This is a genomic window from Micromonospora sp. NPDC049171, from assembly GCF_040648275.1.
GTDB lineage: Bacteria > Actinomycetota > Actinomycetes > Mycobacteriales > Micromonosporaceae > Micromonospora.
The window spans coordinates 60,970-76,535 of record NZ_JBEZDJ010000020.1; the positions used below are offsets into that span (position 1 = coordinate 60,970).

A 15,566-nucleotide genomic window follows, 5' to 3' on the forward strand; every position below is an offset into this window, starting at 1 on the left:
GGCTGCTTGCTCACGGGCGACGGGTCTGCGGGGGACGGCGGTGGGTTTCGAAGGTGTCGGCCATGTCGACGAGGGTGAGCACCACCGCGGTCGTGACCAGGACCGCCAGGCCCGGCAGTAGGCCCCCGAGGGGGACTGCCGCGACCAGCACCAGCGCCCCGGCCAATCGGCGGACGGACAGCCGCGCGAAGGCCTCGCGCTCGGCCCAACTCTGGGCGAGGAGGAACAGCGCCGCTCCACCGAGCATGATGACCGCCAGAGGCATCCCGCCCCGAGTGGTGGGGTGGGCGATGACCAGCTCGAATCCGACCGCGGTGGTCAGCACACTGGCGACTGTCACCAGGTGGGTGTAGGTCGCCGACTCGCCGAGTCGTCCCGGGGACGGCGCGACGCGGATCGCCTCGGGCAGCATGCGGCCGGCGCGGTGGAAGTAGATCCGCCAGAGCAGCACGGTGACGGCGAACGCGATCACGAAGGCGGCGACCTCGGCGATGGTGGTGAGTTGGTTGGCGCTGGAGGTCAGGCCGATAATCAGGATCGACTCGCCGAGGGCGATCAGGAACACCTGCTGGTAGCGCTCGACCAGGTGGACTCCGTTGAACTCCCACTGGTTCACCCGGGAGGCGCCGAGCCGGGGTATCGGCCAGCCGGTGACGAACCCGACGAACTCGACGCCCAGCGCGATCGCCCAGACCGTAGGGCGGACCTGCTCGCCCATCGCGGCGCCGACGAGCCAGGGCACTGCGGCGACCGCTGTCCAGATCGTGATCCGGGTGGTCACCTTCCGCCGTGGATGGCCTCGTAACGCCAGGGTGAGCAGCAGTGGCCGGCCGAGTTGGATGGTCACGTAGGTGCCCGCGAAGGCCACGGCCCGGCTGCTGAACGCGTGCGGCATGGTGATGGCCAGCATCAGCACGCCGAGCATGACGAAGATCACCAACGCTTGGACGAATGCCTGCTCCGGGTCGTAGAGGCTGGTGACCCAGGCCGCCAACATCCAGACCAACCAGAGTGCCAGGAAGAAGAACAGCGACTCGGCGCCGCCCGCCACCACGTTGCGTTCCGGTTCGCTGGCGGTGACCTCGTTGATCAGCCGTTGGGAGACCCGAGTGAGGGCGAAGACGAAGGCCAGATCGAAGAACAGCTCGAGGAACGCCGCCCGGGATGAGGCGCGTGGGTCCCGCAGCAGCCCTGCTCCCCACACGTCCGGCATTCAGGACACCCCTCCGGCACTAACGATCACCCGGACTTCGGGGTTGCTGGCGGCGCGAGCACCGGGTGCACCTCAACGGTCTGCTATGGCTGTGGATGGTGTGCGTTCTCGACCAGGGTCGAGGCGACGTCGCGCACTTTGCGATTGCTGTCCTGTGACAGTTTGCTCAGGATGGCGAAGGCCTGTTCGGGGGTGCAACGGCGCTCGCCCATGATGATGCCCTTGGCCTGTTCGATGACCGCCCGGCTTTCCATCGCCTTCTGCATGTGCCCGGCCAGGGTGGCCGGGGTTTCGTACAGATGGGCGTTGGCCAGGCCGACGGCGGCGAACCCGGCGAACGTCTGAGCGATCGCCACCGCTTCGTCGTCGAAGGCGTTCGGTGTGGTGGCGTAGATGTTCAGCGCACCGGTGACGTGCTCGTGCACGGGCAACCCGACATACAGGGTGCTGTGCGCGCCGGCCTGGGCTGGCCAACTGCGCGATCCTGTCCAGCAGGGCGTCGAGGTCGATGTCGGCGAGTCGGATACGGCCGAGCTCGGCGAACGCCTCGTGCGGGTCCATGGGGTCGGCGTGCGTCATCAAAGCGTCCTTAACGAGGGCGCGTACCACCACCAGGCGCCGGGGGTGGGGTGCGCGGATCGCTGCAGGCTCCTGATTTCGGAGTCCGGGATCCGCGTCGCTTTTTTGACGCTGGTCTCGACGGCACCCATCGAAGGCGCCGCTCCACAGGCCTTCAGGTGCCCGTACCGGAACGTCAGCTGTCATTCACGTCCCGTGCTGTCGGCGTGCCGCCCCCCTCGCGACGCCGGCGCGCTGCGGGCAGGAGCCGGCAGCTTCCTGTCCATCGGACTGTCGGGCCACGCCACGGGCGGCGGGGCACTCAACCTCAACGCCACCGACCACCATGCCTTCGACACCGGCACCGTCGCCGTGGCGCAGGCCTTCGGCGGCCTCGAGCGTGTCGAGGGCACCCCGCGTCCAACCGTTCGCCTCCGCGGCAGTCGCAGGGGTACGTCCGGTGCGTCGCCGTGCCGGACGAGGTTGAGCTGTGCGGTCAGGGCGGCAGCCGGGAAGCGACCGGTGGGCGGCTGCCGCAGGTGTGTCGGCGGTTGTTCGCCGATGTTGGCCGCCTTGCACTGGACTCGGTGGCACCCTGGGCGCGTGGAAGTGGGCAGGGAGTCGGGGGAGGCTGGCATCGGGGTCACGGTGAACGGTCTCTGATGCGTACCCCGTTGGTCGTGGTAGCCGCGCTGGCGGCGGCGGTGGTCGTGGACCTGCTCACTGGCGTGCTGGTCCGCCGCGTGGCCCGTGGCCGCTACCAGTGGCTGCTGGAGCCGTTGCGGCATGCCTGCCGCCGCCCAGCGGCGACGGTCCTGCTGGTCGGGGCGCTGTACTACGCGCTGCCGTTGGGCCCGGCCGGGTGGCAGCGTCCACTGCGGCACGCTGTCCTGGTGTCGCTGGTGGTGGCCGGGGCATGGCTAGTGATCAGGGGACTGCACGTCGCCGAGGCGGTAGCGTTCAGTCGACTGCCGGGTGACGCGGTGGCGAGCCGGCGGGTCCGGCGGGCTCGGACGCAGATTCGTCCCGTGCGGCGGCTCACCGTCGCCGTGGTGACGATCGTCGCGATCGGCCTGATTCTGATCACCTTTCGGCCGGTACGACTCTTCGGCGTCTCCGTGTTGACGTCGGCGGGAGTGGTCGGCGCGCTGATCGGCCTGTCGGCCCGTACGGCGCTCGGCAACGCGTTCGCCGGTGTCCAGGTCGCTTTCGCCGACGGTCTGCACGTTGGCGACGTGCTGGTGGTCGACGGCGAATGGGGCCGGGTCGAGGAGGTGAAGCTGACCAACGTGGTGATCCGGCTCTGGGACGAGCGAATGCTCATCCTGCCGACCACGTACTTCACCGAGCGGCCGTTCCAGAACTGGACCCGGAACGAGTCCAGAGTTGTCGGCAAGGTCCAGATCCATGTCGACCACACCGCTGACCTGGATGACCTGCGCCGCGAGGCGCGCCGGCTGGTCGAGTCCTCACCGCTGTGGGATCGCCACCAGTGGGTGCTCCAGATGGTCGATTCCACCCCGCAGACGGTGGTCATCCAGGTGCAGGCTTCGGCCGCCGACGGTGCCAGCGCCTGGGACCTGCGTTGCGACCTGCGCGAGGGACTGGTCTGCTACCTGCGCGACAATCATCCGCAGTGGTTGCCCCGCACTCGCGGTCAGTATCAGCCCTGACCGGGCGGGTCCGACGGGCTGGGCCAGTCGTGACCTCGCGCAGCACGCAGTGGCGTGACGTGGCCTGCCATGCCATCACGGTGGACGTCGATCAGCCCTGCGGCTGTTGCCCCTGCGGTCCTGCCAGCCACGTCGTGACCTGCTTCACTGGCTGGCTGCTGTTGACGATCTTCTTCATCCGTTGCCACGCGGCTTGGGCCGGAGACCCGTCCAGCACGCCGCCGAGGCCCCCCACACCGCCGCCGGCCGCCGTCCCGCTGTTCTGAGCCAGTTGCTGGGTGGCCTGCCCGAGTTGTTGACCGACCTGCTGGGTGGCCTGCTGCAGCGTCTGCGACAGGGGACCATCGGGCCCCAGCGCCTCCTGCGCCGTCTGCCCGACCCGGTTCACGGCCGTGTCCACCGTCTTTACCACCGACTCGATGATCTGCGGGTTGCGCTCGATTGTGCGGAGGGCACTGTCGAGAATGCCCCGGAGCTCATCGAGCCTTACCTCGAGCATCGCCTCGGCCTCGACGCCCTTGACGTCGATCTTCACCGTGCCGAGATGTGCCTGAACCCCCACGTCCAACTGGAGGAGGCTGCCCAGCCGGGCTCGCAGAGAAACAGAGGCGTCCAGATTGTCGACCTCTACGTAGATCTCATCGATCTTGACCTGCGGAATCTGGAGGACGACGTCCGGGTCCGACATCGTCTTGCTGCTGTGCCCGCCAGCCGGCTGGGGAAGGCCGTCCTTCCCGCTCTTCGGGACGACAGGGCGTTCGCCGGGTTCGGCACCTTCCTCGGCGTCGCGCTGCCGATCAACCTGCTCACGCGGTTGCGCGGGCGACTCCCGTGCGCCCGTGTCCCGGCTCTCCGGTTCGGTCATCCCGCGCTCCTCGGGCCTCGCCCAACGTCCGGACCGGATGGAGTCCACCGTCAATATGAGGGCTCCGATGCTCGGCTCGCGTGCCAGCAGGGATTGATGTCCTTCGCACTGGGCGAGGCGAGGTCCCTCGCCTGGCCACCAGTGATCCGTTTTGCCATCGTCTCGAGTGTGGCGCGGGTGATCGGCTCCGCCTGCCCCGGCGGGACCTTGGGTCGTGCTGCCACAGACTGAATGAACTCGCTGTAGTTCACCTCGAAGCCCCTCTCGAACCGGATTGCGGCGGGTACCCGCCCTCGCCGGGGTGAAACGGCGGTTCGCCCGCCCTCAGCGTGGTGGCGGAGGGCGGTGGGTGATACGTCGGGTGATCCGCAACTGGTACAGGCCGGCGCTGGTGATGGCGTAGAAGACGGGCAGGAGGGGGAAGATGGCCAGGCCGATCAAGGGGGCCACCAGGTAGCCGACCAGTCCCGCGAGGAGGTACAGGACGACCCCGGTGAGGGCCCGGACGCGCTCGACGCGAAAGAAGCCGTCCCTGACCTGTTCTTTCAGCAGATCGGGATTCCGGGCCAGGTAGTGGTAGAACGCCAGCCACGTCGCGCACAGGAACGCGCCGATCAGCGCGTAGAAGGCGACGGCCACACGCTGGTCCGCGGTGTTGTGCTCCTGCAGCGCGTGCGACACGACGATGGTCGGAAACGGCAGCAGCGCCGTGCTGAACAGCACGAACAAGTTCACCCAGTGCAGGCCGCGATCGACCTGCTGAATACGGTTGAACGCCGCCTTGTGGTTGAGCCAGACGACGGCCACGTATGAGTAGGACGCGAGATACGCGACGTACGACGGCCACTGACTGAGCAAGCCGGACAGAAGGCGGCCCGGCGGGACGTCCGGTATCCCGAGGTCCAGGACGAGCAGCGTGATGATGATGGCGAAGATCGCGTCGCTGAACGCCACGGCACGGCTGGTGTCCGATCGGGTGCCTAGGTCTGTGTCTGGCCCGCTCACCGATCTCGGCTACCCAGAGTCGTTTGCGGCAAACAGATGAGCATTCCCCGCCTCGCCTTGTGCGCGTCCTTTGCTCTGCACCCGCGGAGGCGACACTCACGGTCTGTAGCTGGTGCCTCCGCGGGTGCAGAGCAAAGGACGTGGGGACCGCTGACCGTCGCCGGGCCGCGCGGGGCAAGCCGGACGGAGCGGGCCGGACGGGGCGGGCCGGACGGGGCGGACGGAGCGGGCCGGACGGGGCGGACGGAGCGGGCCGAGGCGGGCCGGACGGAGCGGGCCGAGGCGGGCCGGACGGAGCGGGCCGAGGCGGGCCGGACGGAACGAGGCCGGCCGGACGGGGGGAGCGGGCCGGACGGACGGGGGCAGGGCAGTCGGGGCAGGGAGGGACGCCGGGATGGGTGGCGGGGCCGCTCAGGGATGCGGGACTGCGGTTCCGGACCTGCCGGCCTGCACCAGGCGCTCCAGCCAGGGTGTCGGGGCGACGCCCAGCTCCCGGCCGAGGTCGGCGCGGAACAGCTCGAAGCGCCGTACCGCCTCGTTGATGTTGCGCTCGGCCAGGTGCACGGCGATCAACGCACGGGTGGCGCTCTCCCGCAGCGGCTCCAGGTGCACGGCGGTCAACGCCACCTGCACCGCCTCGCCGTACCGGCCCTGCGTGGTGAGCCGCTCGGCGAGGGCCTCCAACGCGTACAGCCGGGTTTGGCGCAGCCGTTCCCGCTCGGTCAGGACCCAGTCGTCGTACCAGCCGGGCAGCAACTCGCCCGTCGCCACCGTCAGCACGGTGCCCACCGGTGAACCGCCGCCCAGCAGGACGGCAGCCGCCGCGCTCAGGGCGGCCACGTCACTTGTCACCCCGGTGGCCAGGGCCAGCCGGTCGTCCTCCTCGACGAGGGGCTCCGGCGTGACCCGGTGTAGCCGCCAGAGCATGGTGCGCAGGTTGGCCCGGGCTCGGTCCTCGTGAGAGCCGGGCCAGAGCGTCCCGGCGGCCTCCGAGCGGGCACAGCGCTGGCGTACGCCGAGGTAGGCCAGCAGTCGGCGGGCGCCCTGGGGCACCGCCACCACCCGCCCGTCGCGTTCCAGGCCGAAGCCGCCGAGCAGCCGCAACGCGTACCGGGCCGGCTGCTCGGCCGTGGCCTCGTACCCCCCGGCGTGCAGGTCGTGCGTCACCTCGTGAACAACCATGCCCGCGCCTTTCGCACCCGATCCCCGTGGCAGTTCCACGCTCGGGTGTGGACGGTCGGCACGCCAGCGCAGTGTCGTCACACCGACCCGGCGCGCGGCGGAGATCAACCGTTCGCCGGATTCGGCTCCGGCCGATCAGCGCAGCTTGCTCAGCGTCCGGGCGTACCCGGTCCACTCGGCGGCGTCGCCGACCTCGGCGCGTACCCCGGCCTCCCTCATGATGCCGAGCACCTGTTCGGGCTTCGCGTCGGCCAGCTTGCCCAGTGTGCTGATCCCGGCGCGGGTCAGGGCCGCGCGGGCCTTGGTCGGCACCCCGGCGAGCATCGCGATGTCGGCGTCGGCGACGTTCTCCAACTCGGCCTCGATGCCGAGTGCGGCGGCCACCGCCGACTGGGCGCCGACAGTGGTCCGGACGATCACCGCCTCCCGTTCGCTCACCTCGCCGAACATGGCGTCCACACTCGGGTAGGCGGTGTCCGCCGGCAGCACCTTGAGCACGTCGCGGACCGTCCGGCCGTCGGCCAACTCGTCCTCGCCGAAGAAGCGGATGAACTCCACAAGCTCCACCTCGCGCGGGAAGCGCTGCCGGACGTCACCGTTCTCGGCGGCGTAGCGTTCCAGGTAGGCGGCGCCCCGGACCTTCGGGCCGACGACCACGTCCACGCCGAGGGTCTCCACGGCGGGCAGCACGATGGTGCCGGCCTTGGTCTGCCAGATGCTGACCTTCTTGTCCATGAACATCGTGGTGCCCATGTACCTGCCGAAGTCCAGCGTGCCGATGTAATTGGGGATCTGTTCGAGCTGGTACGGACCGGGGCTGACCTTGGTCTCGTGCACCGTCGAGTGCAGCCGGTTGATCTCCGCACGGATCTCGTCGAGCAGCCGGCGCAGGCTCACCCGCATCGCCGCCATGCAGGAGAACGCCTTGGCCAGATCGGTGCCGAGGTGGTCCAGGTCGTGCTCGATGCGGTGGAACCGCTCGTTGAAGCCCTGCTCCCCCGGGGTCTCGCCGGCCTGCACCACGTCCTCGCCGTCGACCCAGTCGGTGTGGGCGAAGGTCCGGGCGAACGGCGGCGGCGCGCAGCCCGGCTCCACGGCGGGGAACGACTCGGCGTAGCTGAACACGCGCTTCGCGGTGCCCACGTTCTCGTAGATCCAGGACGAGACCAGCACGCTGGCGTCCGAGGCCGGAATGCCGTGCTTGGTGAACGCCTCGTACAGCTCGGTGACGGTCACCCCGTCGTAATTGATCTCACTCGCCATGGTGGTGTCCCTCTCAGAGCTGGTCGTACACGCCGCGGTGCCGGCGCTGCTGGAACGTGCGGAAGGTCCGGGCCACCGCCGGGCGCAGCGGCTCGGCGGTGCCGTCGGCGTCGAGGTCGACGTGGTCGCGGCGAATGCCGAACGTGTTGATCTCCACGCCGAGCGGACAGACCCGGGTCAGCGCGTTCATCAGCCGCTCGTACTGCTCCAGGGTCAACGTGACCCCGTCGGGCAGCTCCACCCGGAACTCGTACGGGTCGGTCCGGCCGGTCCGCACGTAGGAGAGCGCCACCACCGCGACCAGCCCGGCGTGGGTGGGCCGTAGCGCGGTCCGCGCACCGACCGCCTTGATCTCCGCGGTGCCGCCGCCGAGCCCCACGGTGTACCAGCGGAACCCGGTGGCCCGGCGCTCGGCCAGGTTCAGCCCGGCCTGTGGCAGGCCGATCACGCTGCACACCAGCAGGATCCGGTTGCCCGTCTCGACGAGCGGCAGCGCGGCGGCGAGGTGCTGGTCGCGCAGCAGCCCGACCAACCGGGCCAGCCGGTCACCGGCGGCGGGTTGACCGGCGATCAGTGCGGTGGCCAGCGCGGCCGGCAGTTCGATGGTCTCCACCAGCTCGTCGGGGAGCCGGTTCAGCGCGGCCACCACCGGTGCCGGGTCCCGTACCGCCGGCAGGCCGGCGGCGGCCAGCAGCTGGTCGACCGGCTGCCCGGCCGGTCGGGTCGGTACCGCCGCCCACCGCGTCCGGGCCGCCGCGTCGGTCAGCGGCGTCCACGCCGGTTCCCCGGCGGTGGTCCAGGCCGCCCCGGCCGCGGTCAGCCCGGCCAGCAGCAACGCGTTACCGCCCGGATCACCCGGGGCGTGGAACTGTGCCTCGATCGCGGCGTCCGCGCCGATCGCCGCGCTCAGCGGCGCGGTCACCGCCAGGCCTCGGGTGGGCAGGTGTGACAGGTACATCCGGGTGGTGCTGACCCGGTGCGTCGTGGCCAACCCGCACACCCGCCACAGCCACGCCAGCTCGCCGTCGGCCGCCACGGTGGGTACCCCGGCCACGCGGGCGGCGGCGATCAGCGCCTCGGCGGTCCGGTCGTCGGTGACCGCCCGAGTGGTGTCCAGCACCCGGTTGCGCAGGTCGGTGGCCTGCGCGGGGGTCGGCCAGCTCACGTCGACGCCGAGACCCAGCTCGTAGCGGCTGCCACCGGCGTCGTCCTGGGCCCGGGTCACCTGCCACACGATCGTCGAGCCGAGCGCCCGACAGACCCGCCCGGCCCGGTCCAGGGCGGCGGCCAGCGGCGGCGCGACGGCATGCGCGCTGTCGAAGGCGTACGACTGGCGCAGGCTGGCCCGCAGCGCGGTGACCTCGGTCAGTCGGTTGCTCGGCAGCGCCCGGCCGGCGTGCACGGTGTTGTTCGGCGGGGTGTTGGCGGGCAGCACCAGTCGGTCGCGGCGCAGGTGGGCGAGGAAGTTCGTGCGGTGCTGCGGGTCGCCGGCCGCGACCAGCCGGATCGCCACGGCGAACCGGTCGTCGTCCTCGCGCAGCGTGAACCGGGCGCCGCCGGGCAGGTCGGCGAAGAGCCCGGCGTTCGGGTCGGTGTCCGCGCCGGGGCCGTTGAGCAGGTGGCGTACCGCGCCCGGGGTGGGCAGCAGGAACCTCCGGTAGAGCCCGAGCCGGTGGGCGTACGCGGCGTCCGGCTCGCGGGCCGGCGGGGCGAGCCGGCGGGCGTACACCTCACCGCTGGCCGGCTCGTGCACCAGCTCGTCGACGAAGCGGGCCACCCCGACGTCCGCGCCGATGCGGTCCAGCGCGTCGCGTCGGGCGTGTGCGAGGGTCCGGTACGCGTGCACCTCCCGGGCCGCGCGACGCAGCCGGTGCTTCTCGTACGACACCAGGTAGAGCAGCCGACCCAGGTTGCCCTCCAGCACAGCCAGCTCGACCAACCCGGTCAGCGCCGTACCGGTGACCGCCGTGGCGGCGGCGCCCTCGATGGTCCGCTCGGCCGTCACGGCGACGGCGAACGACGCGACGAGCGGTTCGTCGACGGTGTCCGGCACGTACGCGGGCACCGACGCGCCAGCGGCCGACCAGGGCGCGAAGACCACCGGCGGCAACACCCGCTCGCCGGTCCCGCCCGGGTCCACCGTGACGGTCACCCGGACGGTCTCCTCGACCAGGTCGCGGCGCAGCACCACGGTGAGCAGCGGGTGCCGGCTGGTCCAGTCCACCACCGCCGCGCCGGTGGCGGCGACCGGCACCACCACCCGCCGGACGGTCCCCGGGTACGGGCCCTCCAACTGGTCGACGAGGTTGCGTTCGACGGACGGGTCGGCGCCGTCCACGGGTACCCGGAGGTCGGTCATCGGTCCCCCGCTCAGACGATCCGGAACGGCCGGGGATCGTCCCGGTCGACGTAGACGGGCACCTGGTTCGCGGCGAGCACCGCGTTGTCGCCGACCGGTAGCCGCTGCACCCCGTCGCCGGTGGGCGCGCTGCCGGTCACCACCACCGCCGAGTCGGCCGGGAAGCGGACCAGCCGCAGGGCGCGGACGTCCGCGACGCCGGGCTCGTTCATCAGCGTCCAGATCACCTCGGCGGCGCGGACGGGCTCGCCGAAGGGCAGCTCGTCGACGTAGCGGCGCAGTCGGGCGTGCAGTCGGGCGCGCAGCTCGGTGGCGGCGGTGGACGCGTTCACCGTCTCCTTGGAGCCGGTGGGCAGGGGCAGGCCCCGGATCACCAGGTCCGCCTCGACACCGATGCCGACCTCGTCGGCCCGGTCCACGGAGGCGAAGATGCCCACCGGGCGCAGGTCCTCGATGACCGACTCGACGGCGGCGTGCAGCCCGTCCGGGCCGTCCCAGATGGCCGCGGCGGTCGGCGCGACCAGGACCGTGACGTAGTACGGGTTGCCCAGGTCGCGTTCGGTGCTGAAGACCCGCTCGATGAAGGAGAAGTTGCCGAAGATGGACTGGTTGAGGTCCAGCCCGCCGCGACCGTCGAAGACCTGCACCTGGCGTACGCCGGGGACTGTCGCCACGGCCAGGCCGATCGCCTCGGCCGTCCAGATGGAGCGGGGTGCGGCCAGCAGCAGTTGCCGGTAGCGGGCGTCGGGGACCTGCTGTTCACCCCCGGTCAGCGCGACGGTGTGGGTGATCTCCACCAGCTCCTTGCCGGCGGCCTGCTCGGCGTCGTCCAGGTCGGCCAGCAGGGTGTCGGCCCGGTTCCACCTGTCGATCTTCTGGCTGGGCTGGGCGGGGTCGAGGTTGTGTGCCGGGCCGGGATAGAACGCGGCGACGGCCGGCACCCGTTCGCCCACGGCGGCCGACAGCACCACCGTCTCGTCCAGGGCCACGTGGTGCCCGCCGGGTGTGGACAGCCGGGCGCCCCGGGGCAGCGTGAGCTGGGTCCGCCCGGTGGGCAGGGCGGCCTTCAGTGTCAGCTGCACCGTGCCCCTCGCCGGCAGGTACGGGCGGGGGATGCCGAGTTCCTCGCCGAGGCGGGTCAGCGCGTCGGCGGTGGCCGACACCACGTACGAGTTGTCGTAGACGGCACCGAGCGCCGCCCACAGCCGGGCGTCCTCCAGCGCGGCCAGTTCGAGGACCTTGCGCAGCACGGCGCCGCTGGTCAGGTCAACGTCGTCGCCGAAGAGCAGCCGGGCGGTGGCCAGTTTCTCGGCGAGCAGCCGGGCGAAGGACTTGGGGACGAAGCCGCTCTCGACGATGCCGAAGCCGGTCGAGCCGGTGGCCCGCAGCGCGGCGGCATCGACGGCGAGGACGTCGGCCAGCTCGGCCGGGACTGTGGGATCAGACACTGGGCAGCTCCCCGAGATGCACCGAGAGCCGGTCGTCGGTGATGGTTTCGAACTGGACCTGCACCTGCAGGGTGCGGGCGGAGCGCAGCGCGGCTGCCGCCGCGTCGTCGGCCCGGCCCGCGCCGAGCCGACCGTCGTCGAGGTTCACGTCGACGATCTTGCGGACGCGGGGGTCGCGGTCGAGCAGGGTGATGATGCCGATGCGTACCTGTTCGCGGATCAGGTTCGGCTCGATCTGCTCGGCGAGGGCGTTGAGCCCGTCGAAGCCGAAGGTGGCGTCGAAGACGTTCGAGCCGCGCAGCGTGGTCAGCGCGACCGCGAGGCTCTGGGCGACGTTGTCGGTGCCGGCGACGAGGGCCAGCACCCGGCCGTTCGGGCCGTCGTCGAAGACGATGTCGCGGGCCAGGTCCACGCCGGGCATGGTGGGTTCGAAGGCGAGGCCCCAGCCGAGGTAGCGGCGCTGGGCGGCCTGCCGTTCCCGCTCGGTGCGGTCCATCTCAGACCGCCTTCAGCTTGCTCTGCCCGGCACTCGCGGACAGGCCGGGGGTGCTGCCGTCGGTGGCGCCGCTGAGCGAGTCCAGGGCCACCCCGACCCCGCCGACCTTGAGCTTGCTGGCGGCTCCGGTCGCCGTGGTCACCGTGCTGCACTGCTTCGTGGAGTTGCTGGTGGTGATGGTGCACCCGGCCACCGACCTGCCGCTGATCCCGTCCGGGCGGGTCACCGCGACGTAGTCGACGGTCAGCTTGCTCTGCCCGCCCGGGGTGACCTTTCCCTGGCTGGGGCAGTGCACGTCGCTCGACGTGGTGAGCACGAAGGCCATAGCGTTCCCCTCAGTGGACGTTCATCGCGTTGTCGACCTGCACGTCGACGTCGTCGGCGGCGATGGTCACGGTGCCGCCGCTGATGTTCACCGCGCCGTTGCCCGCGTCCAGGTCGATTCGGGTGCCGGTGATGGTGATCGAGCCGTCCTGCTTCATGACGATCGACGACCCGCCGGCGGCGTGCTCGATGGTGATGCTGTCGGCCTCGTCGGCGCGGGCCGGGCGCTGACCCCGCCCCTGCAACTGGGCCCGGCCCACCCGCACGGTCAGCTCACCGAGCTCGATGACCCGGTTGCCGTCGCCGTCGGTGAGGTCGTGCGCCACCTTGCCGTCGTGGTCGGCGGGCACCACCGCGTCGCCGACCGACGAGCGACTGTTGCTGGCCACCCCGACCGGCAGGGACAGCCACCAGTCCCCCGGCTGGGACACCGGGGCGTGCCCGGTGGGCCAGAGCGCGCCCACCTCCACCGGGTCGTCGGGTGCGCCGTTGCGGTAGGCGAGCGCCACCCGGGTGCCCGGGTAGCGGGGCAGGATGAGCCCGCAGCCACCCCAGGCGAACGGGGTCAGGTAGGTCACCCCGGGCAGCGGCGCGGGCTGCTCTCGGCGTACCGGCAGGCGGCGGGCGCCGTTGGGGCGGCCGTCCGGGCGGGCGAGGCCCTCCCACACCGTCTCGGTCTGGGCTGGCGGCTCGACGGCACCGCTGGCGTTGGTGGCCGCCGCACGTACCTCACCGATCTCCAGCCCACGGGTCTCGCCCCGGGCGGCGCGGGCCGCGCGACGCACCGCCTCGGCGGCGGCCACCCCGGGTGAGGACGCCGGGCCGGCCGGCTCGGCGGTGCCCACGCCGGAGGCGTCACTCCAGCTGTCCCACGCCTGGTCGCCCGAGGTGACCTCGACGCCCTGCACCACGGTGACGAAACCGGCGGTACGCGACAGGGTGTGCCGCGCGGCGCTGAGGTAGAGCAGTTTCGCCCCCGCGCCCAACTCCCCGGTCGACGGGGCGAACGGCGCCGCGAACGAGCCGAGCAGTGCCGCGCCGACACTGCCCAGCGTGGTGGCCTCGTCCACCGCCGGCGGGTCGAAGCACACCAGGTCGCCGGGCTTCAGGTCGGGGCGGCCCTTGAGCGTCAGCGTCCACGCCCGACGGCGTGGCGCGGCGGTGCCACCGGACTCGGTGGCCGCGTACGGGTCGGTGTCCTGGCTGCCGTTCTCGGTGCACTCCAGCAGGCCGGTGGCGAGGGTCAGCGGCTTCGGTTCCCCCTCCGGATACGGGATGGGCCGCCTACCGACGTGCACGGTGCCGTCGCGGATCAGCAGCATCCCCCGCCCGTACGCGTTGAGCGACTGCTGCACCGCGCCGCCGATGCGTTCCAGCGCGGTGCGGTAGAGCAGCCCGGCGCCGAAGGCGACCCGTTCGTCACCGGCCGCCTCGGTGGCGCCGGAGGTCATCGTGCCGTCCGGGTTGGCGCCCCAGGTGGCGATGTCCACCCTGGTCCGTTCGGCGACGGCCCGGATCGCGGCGCTGAAGGTGGCCGCCTCGAACCGTTCGGCGACCCGCTGTCCGAGCCGGGCGTACGCCTGCTCGACGAGGGTCAGCTCGGTGTCGTAGGTCCGCTCGCCGGTGCGTCGGCGTACCTTCGTCACTCGCAGCACGGCGACGAGCGCCTGGGTCAGCTCGGCCGGGGTCGGGCCGGCGTTGACGCCGACCAGGTTGGTGAAGAACGCGCCGACGGAGGTGTTGGCGTCGCGCCAGTACAGGTGCAGTTTCGCCACCAGCGGCGGCTGGCCCTCGGCGGTGCGCAGCGCGGCGAAGTGCTCGTCGATCAGCCCCTGCACGGTGATCGTGTACGCGCCGGGGCCCAGCCCGTCGGGCAGCGCGGCGTCGATGGCGGCGTAGTAGTCGGCGCTGGACAGGTTGAGCGCGACGTCCGGGCTGAGCCCGGTCGGGGTCTCCCGGTGGAAGGTCAGGGTCCAACCGGCGTCGTTGCCGACCGCGCCCTGGCGGACCTGACCGGTTTGGAACGGCGTGAGCGTCATCGCAGCACCCTCCGCAGCTTCTTGTCGAGCAGGTAGCGGTAGCGCAGCCGGCCGGGGCCCAACTCGGACTCGACACGCTGCGCGGGTGGGCGGCGACGCCACACGAACTCGTTGATCGGTGGCGGCCCGAACTCGTCCGCCGCCCGGTCGGCCCGCCGCCAGGCCAGCGCGATGGACGAGCCGTAGTCGCCGGAGCCGCGTACCGTCCCGGCGTGCAGCAGCCAGCTCAGCACCACCACCTCCACGGTGACCGGGGTGGACCCGGCGGCGACCGCCGGGCCGGCGTCGGGGCAGACCCGGCGCAGACCGGCGGCCAGCGGCACCGAGCCGAGGATCCGGGTGCCCTGGCGGACGACGAGACGCAGCGGCACCCGGCCGGCGAGCGCCGGGGGCGGGGGCACGGCCGGTGGCGCGGGTCGGGGTGCCAGGTCGTCGGCGGAGCCGCTGACCACGGCGAGCGGGTCGGTGTGCAGCCACTGCCGGGCCAGGCCGGTGGGCAGGATCAGCACCGCGTGCACACCGGCGCCCAGCTCGACGCGGTGCGGCAGGCCGGCGGTGAGGCGCTGCCGGACCTCGGTGAACCCGTCGGGCACCTCGATCGGTGTCTCCGGCAGCAGGTAGCGGTCGATCGGGAACGGCGGCATCAGTTGCCCAACCCGTCGGCGAGCGCGCCGACTCCGATGCTGGCCACGTCGAGCAGCTTGCCGAGCAGGCTGGGACGGGGCACGTGGACGAGGGTGATGGTGGTGTCCAGGACGTCGCGGCGGGCGGCCGAGGCGTTGAAGGTCAGCGACTGCACCTGCATGTCGGTGCGGATGGTCATCGAGGTGACCAGGATCAGCCCACCGAACTTCCCCCCGGAGTACGCGGCGAGGGCGGTGCCGCGTTTACTCGCCTCGGCCATCGTCTCCAGGGCGAACTTCCAGGCGTAGCGCTCCGGGCCGACCAGCACCCCGGTCAGCGTGATGGTGTCGTCGTGGGTGGCCACGATGGCCTTGTGCGCGGTGGAGCCGATCGGCGGCAGGTGATAGGTCTGTGCCAGCGAGATCGCGGTCACCGCCCAGATCGGGATGGGCAGGATCCCGTCGCTGATGATCGCGGACGGCACCGTGCCGTACCGCAGGAAACTGGTGGTGGCCAT

15 protein-coding genes are annotated in these 15,566 nt (G+C 71.8%); 1 reads left to right on the forward strand and 14 read right to left on the reverse strand.

From position 1 onward, the window contains the following. Positions 1–10: 10 nt before the first annotated feature. Both AB0B14_RS24250 and AB0B14_RS24255 read right to left on the reverse strand, forming a co-directional pair. A complete protein-coding gene (locus tag AB0B14_RS24250; protein WP_357524303.1) occupies positions 11–1,213 on the reverse strand; it encodes a low temperature requirement protein A in 1,203 nt (400 codons plus the stop codon). A gap of 83 nt (positions 1,214–1,296) precedes the next feature. After that, positions 1,297–1,656: an ANTAR domain-containing protein gene (locus AB0B14_RS24255; RefSeq protein WP_357524434.1), complete on the reverse strand. Its 360-nt coding sequence runs from the start codon at positions 1,654–1,656 to the stop codon at positions 1,297–1,299. Positions 1,657–2,433: 777 nt separating this feature from the next. On the opposite strand from AB0B14_RS24255, the gene AB0B14_RS24260 reads away from it, so the two are divergent. Beyond that, entirely contained in the window at positions 2,434–3,444 is a 1,011-nt protein-coding gene (locus AB0B14_RS24260; RefSeq protein ID WP_357524305.1) for a mechanosensitive ion channel domain-containing protein, read from the forward strand. Between the two features lie 91 nt (positions 3,445–3,535). Here AB0B14_RS24260 and AB0B14_RS24265 read toward each other — a convergent pair whose 3' ends face one another. The 12 genes from AB0B14_RS24265 to AB0B14_RS24320 form a co-directional block, all read right to left on the reverse strand. Next, the gene (locus AB0B14_RS24265; protein ID WP_357524307.1) at positions 3,536–4,309 is read right to left on the reverse strand and encodes a hypothetical protein; all 774 of its coding nucleotides are present in this window, start codon (positions 4,307–4,309) and stop codon (positions 3,536–3,538) included. Between the two features lie 50 nt (positions 4,310–4,359). Beyond that, positions 4,360–4,560 carry a DUF2267 domain-containing protein gene (locus AB0B14_RS24270; protein ID WP_357524309.1) on the reverse strand — a complete coding sequence of 67 codons (201 nt, stop codon included), beginning with the start codon at positions 4,558–4,560 and terminating at the stop codon, positions 4,360–4,362. A gap of 73 nt (positions 4,561–4,633) precedes the next feature. After that, positions 4,634–5,263: a TMEM175 family protein gene (locus AB0B14_RS24275; RefSeq protein WP_357078387.1), complete on the reverse strand. Its 630-nt coding sequence runs from the start codon at positions 5,261–5,263 to the stop codon at positions 4,634–4,636. 462 nt (positions 5,264–5,725) lie between these two features. Then, complete coding sequence (locus tag AB0B14_RS24280; RefSeq protein WP_357063268.1) at positions 5,726–6,496, reverse strand: BTAD domain-containing putative transcriptional regulator; 771 nt, start codon at positions 6,494–6,496, stop codon at positions 5,726–5,728. A gap of 135 nt (positions 6,497–6,631) precedes the next feature. Further along, positions 6,632–7,759: a hypothetical protein gene (locus AB0B14_RS24285; RefSeq protein WP_357063271.1), complete on the reverse strand. Its 1,128-nt coding sequence runs from the start codon at positions 7,757–7,759 to the stop codon at positions 6,632–6,634. A gap of 13 nt (positions 7,760–7,772) precedes the next feature. Further along, positions 7,773–10,118: a hypothetical protein gene (locus AB0B14_RS24290; RefSeq protein ID WP_357524311.1), complete on the reverse strand. Its 2,346-nt coding sequence runs from the start codon at positions 10,116–10,118 to the stop codon at positions 7,773–7,775. Between the two features lie 11 nt (positions 10,119–10,129). Further along, positions 10,130–11,566 carry a baseplate J/gp47 family protein gene (locus AB0B14_RS24295; RefSeq protein WP_357524313.1) on the reverse strand — a complete coding sequence of 479 codons (1,437 nt, stop codon included), beginning with the start codon at positions 11,564–11,566 and terminating at the stop codon, positions 10,130–10,132. Next, a complete protein-coding gene (locus tag AB0B14_RS24300; protein WP_357063278.1) occupies positions 11,559–12,062 on the reverse strand; it encodes a hypothetical protein in 504 nt (167 codons plus the stop codon). Before AB0B14_RS24300 ends, AB0B14_RS24295 begins: the two co-directional genes overlap by 8 nt. A 1-nt stretch (position 12,063) precedes the next feature. Continuing rightward, positions 12,064–12,387, reverse strand: a complete 324-nt coding sequence (locus tag AB0B14_RS24305; RefSeq protein ID WP_357524315.1) for a hypothetical protein — start codon at positions 12,385–12,387, stop codon at positions 12,064–12,066. Positions 12,388–12,397: 10 nt separating this feature from the next. Continuing rightward, positions 12,398–14,425, reverse strand: a complete 2,028-nt coding sequence (locus AB0B14_RS24310; RefSeq protein ID WP_357063283.1) for a hypothetical protein — start codon at positions 14,423–14,425, stop codon at positions 12,398–12,400. Further along, positions 14,422–15,069 carry a hypothetical protein gene (locus tag AB0B14_RS24315; RefSeq protein ID WP_357524317.1) on the reverse strand — a complete coding sequence of 216 codons (648 nt, stop codon included), beginning with the start codon at positions 15,067–15,069 and terminating at the stop codon, positions 14,422–14,424. The genes AB0B14_RS24310 and AB0B14_RS24315 overlap by 4 nt, the downstream gene beginning before the upstream one ends. After that, positions 15,069–15,566: a hypothetical protein gene (locus AB0B14_RS24320; protein WP_357063288.1), complete on the reverse strand. Its 498-nt coding sequence runs from the start codon at positions 15,564–15,566 to the stop codon at positions 15,069–15,071. The genes AB0B14_RS24315 and AB0B14_RS24320 overlap by 1 nt, the downstream gene beginning before the upstream one ends.